Source organism: Cupriavidus sp. 86D6 (genome assembly GCF_057815095.1).
The window spans coordinates 624,857-642,297 of sequence record NZ_JBYPSB010000002.1; the positions used below are offsets into that span (position 1 = coordinate 624,857).

The 17,441-nt window shown below is 64.2% G+C and carries 17 protein-coding genes; all 17 read left to right on the top strand.

Annotated elements, in window-relative coordinates:
• The first annotated feature begins 5 nt into the window (after positions 1 to 5).
• The 17 genes from nuoN (at position 6) to urtE (ending at position 17,433) form a co-directional block, all read left to right on the top strand.
• Entirely contained in the window at positions 6 to 1,481 is a 1,476-nt protein-coding gene (gene nuoN / locus AC3G88_RS07960) for an NADH-quinone oxidoreductase subunit NuoN (RefSeq protein WP_153947592.1), read from the top strand.
• Positions 1,482 to 1,498: 17 nt separating this feature from the next.
• A complete protein-coding gene (locus AC3G88_RS07965) occupies positions 1,499 to 1,807 on the top strand; it encodes a DUF2818 family protein (protein ID WP_029050838.1) in 309 nt (102 codons plus the stop codon).
• Positions 1,808 to 1,847: 40 nt separating this feature from the next.
• Positions 1,848 to 2,492 (top strand): NUDIX domain-containing protein, encoded by a 645-nt coding sequence (locus AC3G88_RS07970; protein WP_488771232.1) that lies wholly within the window; start codon positions 1,848 to 1,850, stop codon positions 2,490 to 2,492.
• A gap of 206 nt (positions 2,493 to 2,698) precedes the next feature.
• Positions 2,699 to 3,166 (top strand): DUF1178 family protein, encoded by a 468-nt coding sequence (locus AC3G88_RS07975; RefSeq protein WP_066738969.1) that lies wholly within the window; start codon positions 2,699 to 2,701, stop codon positions 3,164 to 3,166.
• A gap of 90 nt (positions 3,167 to 3,256) precedes the next feature.
• Positions 3,257 to 4,459, top strand: a complete 1,203-nt coding sequence (locus tag AC3G88_RS07980) for an acyl-CoA dehydrogenase family protein (RefSeq protein WP_092594657.1) — start codon at positions 3,257 to 3,259, stop codon at positions 4,457 to 4,459.
• A gap of 13 nt (positions 4,460 to 4,472) precedes the next feature.
• Positions 4,473 to 5,591 carry an acyl-CoA dehydrogenase family protein gene (locus tag AC3G88_RS07985; RefSeq protein ID WP_488771233.1) on the top strand — a complete coding sequence of 373 codons (1,119 nt, stop codon included), beginning with the start codon at positions 4,473 to 4,475 and terminating at the stop codon, positions 5,589 to 5,591.
• A 64-nt stretch (positions 5,592 to 5,655) separates the two neighbouring features.
• On the top strand, positions 5,656 to 6,108 hold the full coding sequence (locus AC3G88_RS07990) for a MaoC family dehydratase (protein ID WP_488893258.1): 453 nt from the start codon (positions 5,656 to 5,658) through the stop codon (positions 6,106 to 6,108).
• Positions 6,109 to 6,187: 79 nt separating this feature from the next.
• Positions 6,188 to 6,661, top strand: a complete 474-nt coding sequence (locus AC3G88_RS07995) for a MaoC family dehydratase (RefSeq protein ID WP_029050832.1) — start codon at positions 6,188 to 6,190, stop codon at positions 6,659 to 6,661.
• A gap of 591 nt (positions 6,662 to 7,252) precedes the next feature.
• Positions 7,253 to 8,221 carry a ubiquinol oxidase subunit II gene (gene cyoA, locus AC3G88_RS08000; RefSeq protein WP_029050831.1) on the top strand — a complete coding sequence of 323 codons (969 nt, stop codon included), beginning with the start codon at positions 7,253 to 7,255 and terminating at the stop codon, positions 8,219 to 8,221.
• An 8-nt stretch (positions 8,222 to 8,229) separates the two neighbouring features.
• On the top strand, positions 8,230 to 10,203 hold the full coding sequence (gene cyoB, locus AC3G88_RS08005) for a cytochrome o ubiquinol oxidase subunit I (RefSeq protein WP_092594655.1): 1,974 nt from the start codon (positions 8,230 to 8,232) through the stop codon (positions 10,201 to 10,203).
• A 5-nt stretch (positions 10,204 to 10,208) separates the two neighbouring features.
• Positions 10,209 to 10,853, top strand: a complete 645-nt coding sequence (gene cyoC, locus AC3G88_RS08010) for a cytochrome o ubiquinol oxidase subunit III (protein ID WP_488771236.1) — start codon at positions 10,209 to 10,211, stop codon at positions 10,851 to 10,853.
• Positions 10,854 to 11,204, top strand: coding sequence for a cytochrome o ubiquinol oxidase subunit IV (cyoD, locus tag AC3G88_RS08015; RefSeq protein WP_092594651.1), 351 nt, complete (start codon positions 10,854 to 10,856; stop codon positions 11,202 to 11,204).
• Positions 11,205 to 11,594: 390 nt separating this feature from the next.
• A complete protein-coding gene (gene urtA / locus AC3G88_RS08020; RefSeq protein ID WP_400391175.1) occupies positions 11,595 to 12,854 on the top strand; it encodes an urea ABC transporter substrate-binding protein in 1,260 nt (419 codons plus the stop codon).
• A 200-nt stretch (positions 12,855 to 13,054) separates the two neighbouring features.
• Positions 13,055 to 14,692 carry an urea ABC transporter permease subunit UrtB gene (urtB, locus tag AC3G88_RS08025; RefSeq protein ID WP_488771237.1) on the top strand — a complete coding sequence of 546 codons (1,638 nt, stop codon included), beginning with the start codon at positions 13,055 to 13,057 and terminating at the stop codon, positions 14,690 to 14,692.
• A 1-nt stretch (position 14,693) separates the two neighbouring features.
• Positions 14,694 to 15,893 carry an urea ABC transporter permease subunit UrtC gene (gene urtC, locus AC3G88_RS08030; protein WP_488771239.1) on the top strand — a complete coding sequence of 400 codons (1,200 nt, stop codon included), beginning with the start codon at positions 14,694 to 14,696 and terminating at the stop codon, positions 15,891 to 15,893.
• Positions 15,890 to 16,738, top strand: coding sequence for an urea ABC transporter ATP-binding protein UrtD (gene urtD / locus AC3G88_RS08035; protein WP_092594643.1), 849 nt, complete (start codon positions 15,890 to 15,892; stop codon positions 16,736 to 16,738). Before urtC ends, urtD begins: the two co-directional genes overlap by 4 nt.
• A 2-nt stretch (positions 16,739 to 16,740) precedes the next feature.
• Positions 16,741 to 17,433, top strand: a complete 693-nt coding sequence (gene urtE / locus AC3G88_RS08040; RefSeq protein ID WP_153947602.1) for an urea ABC transporter ATP-binding subunit UrtE — start codon at positions 16,741 to 16,743, stop codon at positions 17,431 to 17,433.
• Positions 17,434 to 17,441 lie beyond the last annotated feature (8 nt).

Consider the following 17,441-nt stretch of genomic DNA (forward strand, 5'->3'; position numbering starts at 1 on the left):
CCAACATGCAATCGTCCTCTAGCCTGGCCCCGGTGGCGCCAATCATTTTCCTGGCGGTCGCCATCGCGGCGATCAACTGGATCGACCTAGCGCGCGGCAAGGGCCGCACCAGCGTGGCATACCCGCTGGCACTGCTGACGACGCTGGTGCTGACCTTCTGGTTTGCACTGGACGCCGCGAACGGCGAGACGCACTACGTGTTCGCCAACCTGGTGGTCGTGGATCCGATGGCCAACGTGCTGTCGGCGTTCTGCTCGCTGGGCATGTTCCTGACGCTTATCTACACGCGCACCTACCTGAGCAACCGCGACATGTTCGCGGGCGAGTTTTACATGCTCGCGCTGTTCACGCTCGGCGGTCAGCTCGTGATGATTACCGGCAACAACTTCCTGACCCTGTATCTGGGCCTGGAACTGCTGTCGCTGTCGTCGTACGCCCTGGTGGCCCTGCGCCGCGACTCGCGCGTGACGTCGGAATCGGCCATCAAGTACTTCGTGCTGGGTGCGCTGGCCTCGGGCTTCCTGCTCTATGGCATGTCGATGATGTACGGCGCCACTGGTTCGCTGAACCTGGGTGAAGTCTTCCGCGTGGTCGAGTCGGGTCGCGTCAACACGACGATGCTGGCCTTCGGCGTGGTGTTCATCGTCGCGGGTGTGTCGTTCAAGCTCGGTGCCGCACCGTTCCACATGTGGATTCCGGACATCTACCAGGGCTCGCCGACTGCGGTGACGCTGCTGATCGCTGCCGGCCCGAAGGTTGCCGCGTTCGCGCTGATCATGCGCCTGCTGGTCGAAGGCCTGCTGCCGCTGGCCGGCGACTGGCAGATGATGCTGGTGGTGCTGTCGGTCGTGTCGCTGCTGATCGGCAACCTGACCGCGATCGTGCAGACCAACCTGAAGCGGATGCTGGCGTATTCCACCATCTCGCACATGGGCTTCATCCTGCTGGGCATGCTGTCCGGCGTGGTGGCGAACAAGGCGGATGGCGCGGCCAATGCCTACAGCGCGTCGATGTTCTACTCGATCACCTACATGCTGACCACGCTCGGCACGTTCGGCCTGATCCTGATCCGGACGCGCAAGGGTTTCGAGGCCGAGACGCTGGACGACCTGAAGGGCATGTCGCGCCGTCATCCGTGGTTTGCGCTGCTGATGCTGGTGATGATGTTCTCGATGGCCGGCATCCCGCCGACCGTCGGCTTCTATGCGAAGCTGGCCGTGCTGTCGGCCGTGGTCAAGGCCGGCATGAGCTGGCTGGCCGTGGTGGCCGTGGTGTTCTCGCTGATCGGCGCGTTCTACTACCTGCGCATCGTGAAGCTGATGTACTTCGACACGCCGGCTGGCGAAGAGCCGCTGGAAGCGTCGGTTGGCGTGCGGTCGGTACTGAGCCTGAACGGCCTGGCCGTGATCCTGCTGGGCCTGTTCCCGGCTGCGCTGATGAACCTGTGCTACCAGGCCATCCGCGCCACGCTGGCTTCGTAACATAACAAGGTGACGACATGAGTTCCTCGGCGGGCGGTTGGTTTGTCATTTTGCTGGCACTGGTCTGTGCCAACCTGCCGTTCGTCAATCAGCGCCTGTTCGCGGCGGTGGGCCTGAAATGGGCCCGCAAGCCGCTGTGGCTGCGGGCCGTGGAACTGTTCGTCTGGTACGTGGTGGCCGGTGTTGCTGGCTTTGCGGTGGAAGCGGGCCTTGGCAACGCATTCCCGCAGGGCTGGCAGTTCTACGCCATCACGGCCTGCATGATGCTGGTGTTTGCCTTCCCGGGCTTCACCTGGCAATACCTGGTCAAACATCGCACGGCCTGAGGGCTTGCCTGCTCCGGTCCGTGCCATCTCCGGAGCGCGCATGACCGACAAGACTCTCCCCGTTTCCTCCCAGTCGTCCGAAGTCTCGGACGACCATCTCCGCGAGACGCCGGTCGCTTCGGCAACCATCCACCGCGGGAAATTCCTGACCCTCAAGCAAGACATCGTGCGCCTGCCCGACGGCAAGCAGGCCGGGCGCGAGTACGTGCTGCATCCGGGCGCGGTCATGATGATCCCGCTGTTCGACGATGGCACCGTGCTGATGGAGCGCCAATTCCGCTATCCGGTGGGCGAAGTCATGCTCGAATTCCCGGCCGGCAAGCTCGACCCGGAAGAGGGCGCGCTGGTGTGCGGCAAGCGCGAACTGCTGGAAGAAACCGGCTACACGGCAGCGCGCTGGGACTACCTGACACGCATCCACCCCGTCATTTCCTATTCGACCGAGTTCATCGACCTGTTCCTGGCACGCGATCTGACGGCCGGCGAGTCGAAGCTCGACGACGGTGAATTCCTTGAGACCTTCGTCACACCTGTCGGACAGGTCATTGACTGGGTGCGGCAAGGCCGCATTACCGACGTGAAGACGATCATCGGCGCGTTCTGGCTGGAGAAAATCGTCTCGGGCAGCTGGCAGCCCGGCGAACAGGCCGAACCGCCGTTCCCGACCGCACGGTCGGCCGGCTAGAACGTCGCTTTGCTGCTAAGCTTGGCGAGGCGCGAACCACGGGTTTTCCCTTGATTTTTAAGGGCTCGGCGCCTAAATAGGCTGCCATCGGCGGGATTGTGTTTCCTACGTATCCTGCCAGGCAAAAACGGCTGCAAAAAAATTAGCACGACCGTTCACAAAATTTCGATTCACGGCTAACATTGCCCCGACGGGCTGGAAAGATCATGAAGGTGCTCGACCTGCGCTGTGCGCAAGACCATCGTTTCGAGGGCTGGTTTGCCTCGGAGGAAGATGCGCAATCGCAGATTTCACGCGACCTCGTCCAATGCCCGGTCTGTGGCGATCATGCGGTCAGCCGCCTGCCCAGCGCGCCGCGCCTGAATCTGTCGGGTGCCACCGCGAAGCCGGCGCCGACGCAGGGCCGCGATGGCGAACCAGGCAAGGCCGAAGCCCGGCAGATGATGCAGGCGCTGCAGGCCCACTACCTGAAGGCCGTGCGGCAGGTGCTGGCGCAGACCGAGGACGTGGGAGACCGCTTCGTGGAGGAAGCGCGGCGCATGCATTACGAGGAGGCGCCCGAACGCGGCATTCGCGGTTCGGCCACCGCCGAGGATGTGCAGGCGCTGGCTGAAGAGGGCATCGACACCTTTCCGCTCATCGTGCCGGACGCATTGAAGCAGACGGCCCACTGAACAAGCATCCTGTGCCCGGTTTTACCAGCGCAGCGATGCGCAGGTAAAACAATCGGCCGGCGCCCGCCGGCACCACCTATGGAGACGGGCATGGATCTCAACTACTCGGCGGCGGACAACGCCTTCCGTCAGGAAGTGCGCAGCTGGCTCGAAGCCAACCTGCCGGCGGAAATCAGCGAAAAGGTGCTCAACCACCGCCGCCCCAACCGCGACGATCTGGTGCGCTGGCACAAGATCCTGGCCGGCAAGGGCTGGTCGGTGCCGCACTGGCCGGTGGAATTCGGCGGTACGGGCTGGAACGCCACGCAACGCCATATCTGGGACGAGGAAAATGCCCGCGTCGGCGCACCCGGCGTCCTGCCGTTCGGTGTGGCGATGGTTGCGCCCGTGATCATGAAGTACGGCAACGCCGAGCAGAAGTCGTACTACCTGCCGCGTATCCTCGACTGCACCGACTGGTGGTGCCAGGGCTATTCGGAGCCCGGCTCGGGTTCCGACCTCGCATCGCTGAAGACGCGTGCCGAACTGACGTCGGATGGCAAGCACTACATCGTGAACGGCCAGAAGACCTGGACCACGCTGGGCCAGCACGCCGACATGATCTTCTGCCTGGTGCGCACCGATCCTGAAGCCAAGAAGCAGGAAGGCATCTCGTTCCTGCTGATCGACATGAAGACGCCCGGTATCACCGTGCGCCCGATCATCATGCTCGACGAAGAGCACGAGGTGAACGAAGTCTTCTTCGACAACGTGAAGGTGCCGGTCGAAAACCGCGTGGGCGAAGAGAACCGCGGCTGGACCTACGCCAAGTACCTGCTGGGCCACGAGCGCACCGGCATTGCCCGCGTGGGCAATTCCAAGCGCGAACTGGGGTTCCTGAAGCGCGTGGCGCGTCAGCAGCAGAAGAACGGCAAGCCGCTGCTGGCCGATCCGGTGTTCGGCGCCAAGGTGGCCGCGCTGGAAATCGAGCTGATGGCGCTGGAAATCACGGTGCTCCGCGTGGTGTCGAGCGAAGCCGCCGGCAAGGGCCCCGGCCCGGAAGCCTCGATGCTCAAGATCAAGGGCACCGAGATCCAGCAAATGCTGACCGAGCTGATGGTGGAGGCCGTGGGTCCGTACGCGCAGCCGTTCGACACCGCCTACCTCGAATGCGAGCACGACCATGCCGTGACCGGCTACGACGATGCCGCGCCGCTGGCCGCCTACTACTTCAACTACCGCAAGACGTCGATCTACGGTGGTTCCAACGAAATTCAAAAGAACATCATCAGCCAGATGATTCTGGGGCTGTGAGGAGACACGCGACATGAACTTCAATCTCAGCGACGAACAGAAGCAGCTGGCCGACGCGATTCGCCGTTTTGTCGAAAAGAGCTACGACTTCGAATCGCGCAAGAAGAACATCAAGACCGAGGCAGGCTACGGTGAGCAGGCGTGGGGCGCCCTGGTGGAACTGGGCCTGACCGCGCTGCCGGTGCCGGAAGCGCAGGGCGGTTTCTCGGGTACGGCCGTCGACATGATGGTGGTGCAGGAGCAGCTGGGCCGTGGCCTGATCGTGGAGCCGTACTTCGCCACCGTGGTGGCCGCGCAGGCGCTGAAGCTGGCCGGCGGCCAGGAGGCGGTGCTGGAGCAGGTGGCCGGCGGCGAGGTGAAGCTGGCCACGGCGTTCAACGAGCCGCAGGCGCGCTACGAACTGAACAACGTGACGGTGACGGCCAAGGGCGGCAAGCTCAACGGTCGCAAGGTGGTGGCGATCCACGGTGCGCAGGCTGACAAGCTGGTGGTGTCGGCCCGTACCGGCGGCGCCCAGTCCGATCGTGATGGCATCTCGCTGTTCCTGGTCGATACGAACGGGGCCGGCGTCAGCGTCAAGGACTACCGCACAATCGACAACCTGCGTGCGGCCGACGTGACGTTTACCGACGCGCCGGCCACGCTGCTCGGTGCCGAAGGCAAGGGCTTTGACGTGCTGGAGGCGACGGCCGACTACGCCGCCGTGCTGCTGTGCGCCGAGGCAGTCGGCGTGATGGACACGCTGAACGCCGCCACGCTCGAATACGCCAAGACGCGCCAGCAGTTCGGCGTGCCGATCGCGCGCTTCCAGGCGCTGCAGCACCGCATGGTGGAAATGTTCATCCATGCCGAGCAGTCGCGTTCGATCACGCTGCTGGCTGCCGCCCGCTTCGAGGAATCGTCGCCGGAAGAACGCCGCCGCTACGTGTCGGCTGCCAAGGCGCGGGTGGGCCAGGCGGCGCGCTCGGTCGGTCAGGAAGCCGTGCAGATTCACGGCGGCATGGGCGTGACCGACGAACTGCCGGCCGCGCACATGTTCAAGCGGCTGACCATGATCAACACGACGTTTGGCGACGTGGACCATCACCTGGGCCGCTTCGCAAGCCAGCCGGGCTTCCAGGAAGCCGCCTGACCGTAGTGTTTGACCTGAACCGCGCCGGCGACCCCGAGCGCGGTTTTTTGCTTTGGAGCCCACGATGTCCAACAGGATGTACTTCGAAGACTATGTCGTCGGCAGCGAGATCCCGCTTGGCAGCTACCACGTTACCGAGGAGGAGATCCTCGCGTTTGCGCGCCAATACGATCCCCAGCCGTTCCACATCGACAAGGCCGCGGCGGAAAGCAGCATCTACGGTGGCCTGATTTCCAGCGGCTGGATGACCTGCGGCATCATCATGCGGCTGCTGGTACAGTCGATGGGCGACCGCTCGACCAGCATGGGGTCTCCCGGCGTGGACGAGGTGCGCTGGATCAAGCCGGTCTATGCCGGCGACACGCTGAGCGCCGTGCTGAAGATCCTGGAGAAGCGCCCGTCCAGCACGAAGCCCGACCGCGGGGTGGTGATGACGCAGTGGGTGGGCACCAACCAGAAGGGCGAGGTGGTGTGTACGGTCAAGGGCATGGGCATGTACAAGCGCCGTCCGGCCTGAGGCCGGTGCGGGCGCGGCAGGAAGCCACGCAGCCAGGCAACAAGGCGACAAGACGACAAGACAATAGGAGACAAGTCATATGCGCACCATTGCATCGCTGGAAGAGCTGGAGTCCCTCCAGGGCCAGGAAGTGGCCGTCAGCGACTGGTCCGAAATCACGCAGCAGCAGGTGAACCTGTTTGCCGAGGCGACGGGCGATCATCAGTGGATCCACGTCGACGTCGAGCGCGCCAAGCGGGAGTCGCCATTCGGCGCCCCGGTGGCGCATGGGTTCCTGACGTTGTCGCTACTGCCGCAGTTCATGCAGAACGCCATCCACATGGAAGGCGTCAAGATGGGCGTCAACTACGGGCTGAACCGGGTGAGGTTCACCTCGCCGGTGCCGGTCGGCAGCAAGCTGCGCGCGCGCGTGAAGCTGCTCAAGGTCGAGCGGCTCGATCCGTTGCCAAACGGCCTGCTCGGCGCTCAGTCGACCTGGGAAGTCACCATCGAACGCGAGGGCAGCGATCGCCCCGTCTGCGTGGCGGAATCGATCAGCCGGCGCTACTCCTAGCCGTTGCAGGGGTGCAGCGGAGCGGGGCCGCTAGAACGCGGCCCCTTTCTTTTGTCCAGAAGAATCGCATGACAAATACGTTCACGACGTGATCTGTTTCCTTTGCGCGACATCAAGAACATTGTCCGGTTAAAAGAACAGTGTTTCCGTTGTGTTTGGGTTTACCCGCAATGTTGCGTTGCGGTACATTCGCGCCCAACGATGTTTTAAGTAATGCGATATCCGCTCGGAGACCGTGCTCGCTGCGCTGGCGGGTCGGTCAAAAGCAGGCGGAAATCGCGTGAGCATCGTGACACAACGCTTGTCCCGGTGGCTGCTCCGAACCGGGAACGATCGCAGTTCAGGCAGTCGGTTACCTCAGCGCACGCTTCCGCCCCCGGCGTTTCGCGCACGCAGTCGTCAGTTGCTGTCCAGCCGCGCTCACGGCGTTGCCCGGCCGCATGGTCCGCCGGTGCTTGCTCGCCCCATCAACGCTTGCGCCAGCTTTGGACACGTCCCCGGTTTTTCCCAGCCCAGCCAGCCCGTTGCCTCGTGCAGCAGGCGGCAGTGCCTCGCTTGTGCACAGGCGTGGCGCAACCAGACCGTCGTGACATGAACACATCAACAATGCCGCGCCTGATGCGGTACCTGCCTTGCCTTGGCCTGCTCCTGCTGGCCGGCTGCGACTACGCGCTGATGAACCCGAAGGGGCAAGTCGGCGTCGACATCAAGGGCATCATCCTGATCGCCACCTGGCTGATGCTGCTGGTCGTGGTGCCGGTGATCATCCTGACGATCGTGTTCGCGTGGAAGTATCGCGCCAGCAACACGTCGGCCACCTACGACCCGGACTGGTCGCACTCGACCAAGATCGAAGTCGTGGTCTGGCTGATTCCCTGCCTGATCATCATCGCGCTGGGCATCATCACCTGGAAGTCGTCGCACGATCTCGATCCCTACAAGCCGCTGGAGTCGAACGTCAAGCCGGTGCAGGTCGAAGCCGTGGCGATGAACTGGAAATGGCTGTTCATTTATCCGGAACTGAAGATCGCGACGGTCAACCAGCTGGCGCTGCCGGTGAACACGCCGGTGAACTTCAAGATCACGTCGGATTCGATCATGAATTCGTTCTTCATCCCGCAACTGGGCAGCCAGGTGTACGCCATGGCCGGGATGGAGACCAAGCTGCACCTCATCGCCAATGAAGCCGGCACGTACGACGGCATGTCCGCCAACTACAGCGGCGGCGGCTTCTCGGGCATGAAGTTCAAGACCATCGCGATGTCGAACTTCGACTTCGACAAGTGGGTGGAACAGGTGCGCGCGTCCAGCAAGCAGCTCGGTGCCGAGGACTACAAGGTCCTGGCCAAGCCGAGCGAAGCAGATCCGGTGACGTACTTCGGCAAGATCGAAGACGGCCTGTTTACCGGCATCCTGCATCAATACATGGGGCACGACGGCCGTGCCATGGCCCGCGAAGGTTTCGATGGCGGTCCGGTCTGCACGTCGCGTAACACGCTTGGCGAAGAGCGTGTATCCATGACCACGCCGGCCAAGCCGGCCGTGGGCGCGCAAATCTAGGAGCAATGATGTTTGGCAAATTGAGTTTGTCGGCGATTCCGTTTCATGAGCCGATCATCATGATCACGCTGAGCTGCGTGGCCCTTGGCGGGCTGGGGCTGCTCGGCGCGATCACGTATTTCAAGAAGTGGAACTACCTGTGGGTCGAATGGATCACTTCGGTCGACCACAAGCGCATCGGCGTGATGTACTCGCTGGTGGCGCTGATCATGCTGCTGCGCGGCTTTGCCGACGCCATCATGATGCGTACCCAGCTGGCGGTTGCCACCAACGGCGCCACCGGCTTCCTGCCGCCCGAGCACTATGACCAGGTGTTCACGGCCCACGGCGTGATCATGATCTTCTTCGTGGCCATGCCGCTGATGACGGGCCTGATGAACCTCGTGGTGCCGCTGCAGATCGGCGCGCGCGACGTGGCGTTCCCGTTCCTGAACACGCTGAGCTTCTGGCTGTTCGTGGCCGGCGCGCTGCTGGTCAACATCTCGCTGGGGGTTGGCGAATTCGCGCGTACGGGCTGGCTGGCCTATCCGCCGCTGTCGGGCCTGGACTACAGCCCGGGCGTGGGGGTGGACTACTACCTCTGGTCCTTGCAGATTTCAGGGTTGGGCACGCTGCTGACCGGCGTGAACTTCCTGGTGACGATCCTGAAGATGCGCGCCCCGGGCATGACCCTGATGCGCATGCCGGTGTTCACGTGGACGGTCTTCTGCACCAACGTGCTGATCGTGGCCGCCTTCCCGGTGCTGACGGTGTCGCTGGCCCTGCTGGGTCTGGACCGTTACTTCGACATGCACTTCTTCACGAACGACGGCGGCGGCAACGCCATGATGTACGTGAACCTGATCTGGATCTGGGGCCACCCCGAGGTCTACATCCTGGTGCTGCCGGCATTCGGTATCTTCTCGGAAATCATCGCCACGTTCTCGGGCAAGAAGCTGTTCGGCTACAAGTCGATGGTTTATGCAACGAGCGCGATCATGGTGCTGTCGTTCATCGTGTGGCTGCACCACTTCTTCACGATGGGCTCCGGCGCCAACGTGAACGCGTTCTTCGGCATCACGACGATGATCATCTCGATCCCGACGGGCGTGAAGATCTTCAACTGGCTGTTCACGATGTACCGTGGCCGCGTGCAGTTCACGTCGCCGGTGCTGTGGACGCTGGGCTTCATGATCACGTTCGTGATCGGCGGCATGACCGGCGTGCTGATGGCCGTGCCCGCAGCGGACTTCGTGCTGCATAACAGTCTGTTCCTGATTGCCCACTTCCACAACGTGATCATCGGCGGCGTGCTGTTCGGCTACCTGGCCGGCATCACCTACTGGTGGCCGAAGGCGTTCGGCTTCAAGCTGAACGAGCGTCTGGGCAAGTGCGCGTTCTGGTGCTGGATCGTCGGTTTCTACTTCGCCTTCATGCCGCTGTACGTGCTGGGCCTGATGGGCATGACCCGTCGTCTGAACCACACGAACAACCCGGAATGGACGCCGTGGCTGCATCTGGCCGTGGTGGGCGTGGTTTTCGTGGCACTGGGCATCTTCTTCCAGGTGCTGCAGATCGTCGTGTCGATCCGCGACCGCAAGAAGCTGGCCGACGTGACGGGCGACCCGTGGGGTGGCCGTACGCTGGAATGGGCCACGTCGTCGCCGCCGCCGTTCTACAACTTCGCGCACACCCCGGTGGTGCGTGACCTGGACGCGTTCGCCGACATGAAGGCCCGTGGCGAGAAGCTGCCGACCAGTGGCTTCGAGCAGATCCACATGCCGAAGAACACGGCTGCCGGCTTCTACATGGGTGCCTGGAGCCTGGCGCTGGGCTTCGCGCTGATCTGGCACATCTGGTGGCTTGCCGCCGTTGGCCTGGTCGGCATGGTGGTGGCGTTCATCCGTCGCGCCAACGATGACCACATCGACTACTACGTGCCGGCCGCCGAGGTCGAGCAGATCGAAACCCGCTACCAGCAGCGTGTGGCTGCACAGGGCTGATAACGATGTCGACAGAAGTTCTTGACCGCTTTGGGGCGCAAGCCCCCGCGCATGCGCACTCGCACGACGAGTCGCATGACCACGCCCATCACGACACCAGCGAGAACACCATCTTCGGTTTCTGGCTGTACCTGATGAGCGACTGCATCCTGTTCGCGTGCCTGTTCGCCGCGTTCGCCGTCCTGCGCGGCGAAGTGGCGGGTGGCCCGTCGGGCAAGGAGCTGTTCGAGCTCAACTACGTGCTCGTGGAAACGGCAATCCTGCTGTTCTCGTCGATCACCTACGGCTTTGCCATGATGTCGATGCAGAACCAGCAGCGCGGCCGCGTGATGTTCTGGCTGGCCGTGACGTTCCTGCTGGGCGCAGGCTTCATGGCGATGGAAATCAACGAGTTCGCGCACCTGATCCATGAAGGTGCCGGCCCGAGCCGCAGCGCCTTCCTGTCGTCGTTCTTCACGCTCGTGGGCACCCACGGCCTGCACGTGGCAAGCGGCATGCTGTGGATGCTCGTGCTGATGTACCAGCTGTCGAAGAAGGGCCTGACCCCGGCCGTGGCCAAGCGCCTGAACTGCCTCAGCCTGTTCTGGCACTTCCTGGACGTGGTCTGGATCGGTGTGTTCACCGTGGTCTACCTGATGGGAGCAATGTAAATGGCACAGCAACACGCAAGCGCCGCCCATGGCGCGTCGCATGGCCACAGCAGCGTCAAGTCGTATGTGATCGGCTTCGTGCTGGCGGTGATCCTGACCGTGATCCCGTTCAAGATCGTGATGGACGGCTCGATCGACCGCGCCACCACGCTCTGGATCATCCTGGGCATGGCCGTGGTGCAGATCATCGTGCACCTGAAGTACTTCCTGCACCTGGACGGCTCGGATGGCCAGAAGTGGAACGTGATGGCACTGCTGTTCACCGTCCTGATCCTGTTCATCGTGCTGGCCGGCTCGCTCTGGATCATGCACAACATGAACGCCAACATGATGCCGTGGATGAGCAAGTGACCGTCGTCACCGGTATCTGAAGAAACGGGGCCCCTGCGGCCCCGTTTTTTATTGCATTTTTCCCCGGCCGCTTCAGGCCGCGGCGGGAGGGTGGGGCCGTGGGCCTCCCATCCGAAATCTTGCCGCTGGTGCGCCGCGCACCGATCCCCTTCCAGCCGTGCACCGCATCGGGCCGATGCACGTCGCCGGTGCATGCGTCCGTTCCTGCCCCTTCGCCCGCCCGGCACCTTACTGGTGCGCCCCTGCTCCGTCCCATCCGATTTGTCTCGCCGCCGTTGCCTGGCAACGGTTTGCGGTCGTTGCCGGGCTTGGCACGCAAGTTGCAGAAGCGTTACCCGGGGTGCGTAGTCCCTGACCACATACGACAAATTGGACAGAATGGGAGCTGCAATGAAACGACGTGACATGCTGAAGCTGTCGGCAGTAGCCGCCGCGGCGATGATCGGTACCAGCCCGCTGATGGCGCAGACGAAGGAACCGATCAAGGTCGGCATCCTGCATTCGCTGTCGGGCACCATGGCCATCTCCGAGACTTCGCTCAAGGACGTGGCGCTGATGACGATCGACGAGATCAACAAGAGCGGCGGCGTGCTGGGCCGCAAGCTCGAGCCCGTGGTGGTCGACCCCGCTTCCAACTGGCCGCTGTTCGCCGAGAAGGCCCGCCAGCTGATCACCAAGGACAAGGTAGCCGTGACGTTCGGCTGCTGGACGTCCGTGTCGCGCAAGTCGGTGCTGCCGGTCTATGAAGAGACCAACGCGTTGCTGTTCTACCCGGTGCAGTACGAAGGCGAGGAAATGTCCAAGAACGTGTTCTACACGGGTGCCGCGCCGAACCAGCAGGCCATCCCGGCCGTGGAATACCTGATGAGCAAGGAGGGCGGCGGCGCCAAGCGCTTCTTCCTGCTGGGCACCGACTACGTGTATCCGCGCACCACCAACAAGATCCTGCGCGCGTTCCTGAAGAGCAAGGGCGTGGCCGACAAGGACATCGAAGAGGTCTACACCCCGTTTGGCCATAGCGACTACCAGACCATCGTCGCCAACATCAAGAAGTTCTCGCAGGGCGGCAAGACGGCCGTGATCTCGACGATCAACGGCGACTCCAACGTGCCGTTCTACAAGGAACTGGGCAACGCCGGCCTGAAGGCCAAGGACGTGCCGGTGGTGGCCTTCTCGGTGGGCGAGGAAGAACTGCGCGGCATCGACACCAAGCCGCTGGTGGGCCACCTGGCCGCCTGGAACTACTTCATGTCGGTCAAGAACGGCGAGAACGACGCGTTCAAGAAGCAGTGGGCGGCATGGGTCAAGGCCAACAACCTGCCCGGCGGCGACAAGCGCGTGACCAACGACCCGATGGAAGCCACCTACGTCGGTATCCACATGTGGGCCCAGGCCGTGAAGAAGGCCGGCACCACCGACGTGGACAAGGTGCGCGCCGCCATGTACGGCCAGACCTTCAAGGCGCCGGACGGCTTCACGCTGACCATGGGCGACAACCATCACCTGTACAAGCCCGTGATGATCGGCGAAGTGAAGGGCGACGGCCAGTTCAACGTGGTCTGGAAAACGCCGAAGCCGATCCGTGCGCAGCCGTGGAGCCCGTTCATCGCGGGTAACGAAGGCAAGGCCGACAAGGTCGGCGGAAACTAAGCGCTGCCGACCGTTGTTATGCGCTCCCCTCTCCCATGCAGTGGGAGAGGGGTGGGGGCGAGGGTAAAACCTCTCAAGATGCGAGTGCGGCGATTTGACCTGCCGTGCCCTCACCCCCGGCCCCTCTCCCGCAGGCGGGAGAGGGGAGCAAGGACAAGAACAATACTAGACGCGATCCATCGCGCGAACCAGGCTCCTGAATGCACCGACCCAATATCCGCTCGTGGCTGCGCGCCATGCTCGCCGCGTTGCTGCTGGCTGCTGCCCCGCTCTGGGCCGCCACGCCGCTCACGCAGGCCGACCTGAAGCCGCTGGCCGAGGACGACTTCGACGCCAAGACCGCCGCGCTTGCCAAAGTCACGCAGGCGCCGGCCGAACAGGCCGGTCCGATCCTGAAGGCACTGCAGGACGATGCGCTGCAGTACGAGCCATCGGTCGGCATGGTGCGCCAGGAGGGTGACAAGTATCTCGATGCCATCAGCGGCAAGCCCGTCGCCGTGAAGAGCGACGCGCTGGAATCGCTGACGCTGAACAACAGCCTGCGCACCATCGTCGACAGCGCCGCCAGCAGCCTGCTGCTGCAGTCGCCGGACATCGCGGTACGCACGCAGGCCATCAACACGCTGCTCGACCAGCCCGGGAACGCGTCGCGCGAGGCGGTCGAGGCCGCCCGCAAGGCCGAGGCCGATGCCGGGCTGCGTGCCCGCCTGGACGTGATCTGGGCCAATACCGTACTGGCCCAGGGCACCGAGGCCCCTCGCGACGCACGGCTCGATGCCATCCGCATCCTGGGCAGCGACAGCAACCCGCAGTCGCGCCAGAAGCTGATGCCGCTGATGGAAAAGGACGATGCCGGCAAATACAAGGAAGCCGACGAGGGCGTGCGCGTGGCCGCCCAGCAGGCCATCGACCAGATGCGCAGCGAACAGCGCCGCGCCGAACTGCTGGGCAACCTGTTCGCCGGCCTGAGTCTGGGCAGCGTGCTGCTGCTGGCGGCGCTGGGCCTGGCCATCACGTATGGCCTGATCGGCGTCATCAACATGGCGCACGGCGAATTCCTGATGATTGGCGCCTATGCCACGTACGTGGTGCAGACGCTGTTCCGCGCCTATGCGCCCAATGCGTTCGACTGGTATCTGGTGGCGGCGCTGCCGGCCTCGTTCCTGGCGGCTGGCGTGGTTGGCTTCGCACTGGAGCGGATCGTGCTGCGGCATCTGTACGGCCGCCCGCTGGAAACGCTGCTGGCCACGTTCGGTATCAGCCTGCTGCTGATGCAGGCCGTGCGCACGATCTTCGGCGCGCAGAACGTGGAGGTGGCCAATCCGGTGTGGATGAGCGGCGGCTTCGATGCGATGGCCGGGCTCGTGATCCCGTACAACCGCGTGGTCATCATCCTGTTCGCGCTGGCCGTGGTGGCCGTGGCGTGGGCCGTGCTGAACCGTACCCGTCTGGGCCTGTTCGTGCGCGCCACGACGCAGAACCGCACCATGGCGGCCTGCGTGGGCGTGCGCACGTGGAAGGTGGACAGCTACGCGTTTGCGTTCGGCGCCGGCATTGCCGGGCTGGGCGGCTGCGCGCTGTCGCAGATCGGCAATGTGGGCCCCGACCTGGGGCAGGCGTACATCATCGATTCGTTCATGGTCGTGGTGCTGGGCGGGGTGGGGCAGCTGGCCGGCACCATCGTCGGGGCATTCGGCCTGGGCATCATCAACAAGTTCATCGAGCCGTTCTACGGCGCGGTGCTGGCCAAGATCTTCGTCCTCGTGCTGATCGTGCTGTTCATCCAGAAGCGGCCGCAGGGACTTTTCGCGCTCAAGGGGCGCAGCGCGGAGGCCTGACATGAGCAGCTTTTCCTCTTCATCCCGCAAGGCGTTCAAGCTGTCGGTGCCGGAGCGCCAGCCGCTGTTCTCGGGCCGCGTATGGACGCTGCTGGTGCTGCTGACCGTGGTCGTGGCCATCGGTGTGCCCATCTGCGCGCTGGTGCTGCCGGAGACCCATCCGCTGCACCTGTCGGCCTACGCGCTGACGCTGTTCGGCAAGATCATGTGCTTTGCGCTGGCGGCCATCGCGCTGGACCTGGTGTGGGGCTACTGCGGCATCCTGAGCCTGGGCCACGGCCTGTTCTTCGCCCTGGGCGGCTATGCGATGGGCATGTACCTGATGCGCTCGATCGGCCGCGAGGGGGTCTACAAGAGCGACCTGCCCGACTTCATGGTGTTCCTGGACTGGAAGGAACTGCCTTGGTTCTGGCACGGCACCGAGCACCTGCCGTATGCGCTGCTGCTGGTGGTGCTGGTACCCGGCGTGCTGGCGTGGCTGTTCGGCTTCTTCGCGTTCCGGTCGCGCATCAAGGGCGTGTACCTGTCGATCATCACGCAGGCCATGACCTATGCCGCGATGCTGCTGTTCTTCCGCAATGAGACGGGATTCGGCGGCAACAACGGCTTCACGGACTTCAAGCGCATCGCCGGCTTCGCGGTGGCCGCGCCGCAGACCCGCGCCGCCCTGTTCGTGCTGACCTTTCTGGCGCTGGTGGCCGGCTTCGTTGCGTGCCGCTACATCGTCACGTCGAAGCTGGGCCGCGTGGTGACCGCCGTGCGCGACGCCGAAACGCGCGTGATGTTCTCGGGCTACAACCCGCTGGGCTACAAGCTGTTCGTCTGGACGTTCTCGGCCGTGCTGTGCGGCATTGCGGGCGCGCTGTACGTGCCGCAGGTGGGCATCATCAACCCGGGCGAGATGTCGCCGGCGAACTCGATCGAGATGGCCGTATGGGTTGCCGTGGGTGGCCGCGGCACCCTGATCGGGCCCATCGTCGGCGCGTTCCTGGTGAACGGCGCCAAGACCATGTTCACGGCCTACTTTGCCGAGTACTGGCTGTTCCTGCTCGGCGCGATGTTCGTGCTGGTGACGCTGTACCTGCCCGATGGCGTGGTGGGGCTGGTGCGGCGCCTGCGGGGCCAGCGCACCGCCGCGGAAAAGATCGAGGCGGCCACCGATGAAGCGGCGGTGGCGCCGCAACAAGGGAGCAACGCATGAACGCCGCGCTGGGACTGCAACAGGCAGAGAGCGGAGACGCCACCGGCCTGGGCCGCATCGTCGAACCCGGTGTCATCGACACCACGCACGGGCCCATCCTCTATATCGAGGACCTGACCGTGCAGTTCGACGGCTTCCGCGCGCTGAACAAGCTGTCGCTGTCGATAGACCATGGCGAACTGCGCTGCGTGATCGGCCCGAACGGCGCCGGCAAGACGACCATGATGGACGTCATCACCGGCAAGACCGGGCCGCGCAACGCGAACGTCACGGGACGCGTGTTCCTCGGCCAGACCATCGACCTGATGCGGATGACCGAGCCGAAGATCGCCCAGACCGGCATCGGCCGCAAGTTCCAGAAGCCCACCGTGTTCGAGCAGCACGCGGTATGGGAGAACCTGGAACTGGCGATGAAGGCCGACAAGCGCTGGTGGTCGTCGCTGCGGGCGCGGCTGACCGGCGAAGGACACCGCCGGATCGAGGAAACCCTGGCGCTGACGGGCCTGGAGGACGAGGCCTACCGGCCCGCCGGCCTGCTGTCGCACGGCCAGAAGCAGCGGCTGGAGATCGGCATGCTGCTGATGCAGCAGCCGCAGCTGCTGCTGCTCGATGAGCCCGTGGCCGGCATGACCGACGAGGAAACCATGCAACTGGCGGCGCTGCTCAACAGCCTGCGCGGCAGCTGCTCGATGATGGTCGTGGAGCACGACATGGAGTTCGTGGCCGCGCTGGCGGGCGATGCCGGCCGGGTGACGGTGCTGGCCGAAGGCAGTTTGCTGGCCGAGGGCACCCTCGACGCCGTCAAGCGCGACGAGCGCGTGATCGAATCCTACCTGGGAAGATAACCATGCTGCAGGTCAATGCACTGAACCAGTTTTACGGCGGCAGCCACATCCTGCGCGATGTGTCGTTCGAGGTGCCGCACGGCAAGCTGACGACGCTGCTGGGCCGCAACGGCGTGGGCAAGAGCACGCTGCTCAAATGCCTGATGGGCGTGGTGCCCACGCGCAGCGGCAGCGTCAGCTGGGACGGCAAGGCGCTGGAGAAGAAGGCGCCCTATGAGCGCGTATCGGCCGGGCTGGCCTACGTGCCGCAGGGCCGGGAGATCTTTCCGCGCCTGAGCGTCGAGGAAAACCTGCTGATCGGCGCCGCCAGCCGGGGCAAGCCGGCCGGCGTACCCGACCGCATCTACGAGCTGTTTCCCGTGCTGCGCACGATGCGCCAGCGCCGGGGCGGCGACCTGTCGGGCGGGCAGCAGCAACAGCTGGCCATCGGCCGCGCGCTGATGAGCGAGCCTCAGCTGCTGATTCTTGACGAGCCGACCGAGGGCATCCAGCCGTCGATCATCCAGGACATCGGCCGCGCGCTGCGCCTGCTGGTGGACGAATTCGGCATGACCGTGCTGCTGGTGGAGCAGTACTACGAATTCGCGCGCCATCTGGCCGATCATTACGTGGTGATGAGCCGGGGCGAAGTGGTGGCCAAGGGCGCGGGGGCGACGATGGAACAGGACGGCGTGCGGGAACTGATCGCGGTGTGATGCCCCGC

Excerpts from the sequence above, each read along its gene's own strand:
- urtA (WP_400391175.1), top strand. The coding sequence starts at position 11,595 with ATGAAACGACGTGACATGCTGAAGCTGTCGGCAGTAGCCGCCGCGGCG.
- urtC (WP_488771239.1), top strand. The coding sequence starts at position 14,694 with ATGAGCAGCTTTTCCTCTTCATCCCGCAAGGCGTTCAAGCTGTCGGTG.
- nuoN (WP_153947592.1), top strand. The coding sequence starts at position 6 with ATGCAATCGTCCTCTAGCCTGGCCCCGGTGGCGCCAATCATTTTCCTG.
- urtB (WP_488771237.1), top strand. The coding sequence starts at position 13,055 with ATGCACCGACCCAATATCCGCTCGTGGCTGCGCGCCATGCTCGCCGCG.
- cyoB (WP_092594655.1), top strand. The coding sequence starts at position 8,230 with ATGTTTGGCAAATTGAGTTTGTCGGCGATTCCGTTTCATGAGCCGATC.
- AC3G88_RS07985 (WP_488771233.1), top strand. The coding sequence starts at position 4,473 with ATGAACTTCAATCTCAGCGACGAACAGAAGCAGCTGGCCGACGCGATT.
- AC3G88_RS07965 (WP_029050838.1), top strand. The coding sequence starts at position 1,499 with ATGAGTTCCTCGGCGGGCGGTTGGTTTGTCATTTTGCTGGCACTGGTC.
- urtE (WP_153947602.1), top strand. The coding sequence starts at position 16,741 with ATGCTGCAGGTCAATGCACTGAACCAGTTTTACGGCGGCAGCCACATC.
- AC3G88_RS07990 (WP_488893258.1), top strand. The coding sequence starts at position 5,656 with ATGTCCAACAGGATGTACTTCGAAGACTATGTCGTCGGCAGCGAGATC.
- cyoC (WP_488771236.1), top strand. The coding sequence starts at position 10,209 with ATGTCGACAGAAGTTCTTGACCGCTTTGGGGCGCAAGCCCCCGCGCAT.
- AC3G88_RS07980 (WP_092594657.1), top strand. The coding sequence starts at position 3,257 with ATGGATCTCAACTACTCGGCGGCGGACAACGCCTTCCGTCAGGAAGTG.
- AC3G88_RS07970 (WP_488771232.1), top strand. The coding sequence starts at position 1,848 with ATGACCGACAAGACTCTCCCCGTTTCCTCCCAGTCGTCCGAAGTCTCG.
- AC3G88_RS07995 (WP_029050832.1), top strand. The coding sequence starts at position 6,188 with ATGCGCACCATTGCATCGCTGGAAGAGCTGGAGTCCCTCCAGGGCCAG.
- urtD (WP_092594643.1), top strand. The coding sequence starts at position 15,890 with ATGAACGCCGCGCTGGGACTGCAACAGGCAGAGAGCGGAGACGCCACC.
- cyoD (WP_092594651.1), top strand. The coding sequence starts at position 10,854 with ATGGCACAGCAACACGCAAGCGCCGCCCATGGCGCGTCGCATGGCCAC.
- cyoA (WP_029050831.1), top strand. The coding sequence starts at position 7,253 with ATGAACACATCAACAATGCCGCGCCTGATGCGGTACCTGCCTTGCCTT.
- AC3G88_RS07975 (WP_066738969.1), top strand. The coding sequence starts at position 2,699 with ATGAAGGTGCTCGACCTGCGCTGTGCGCAAGACCATCGTTTCGAGGGC.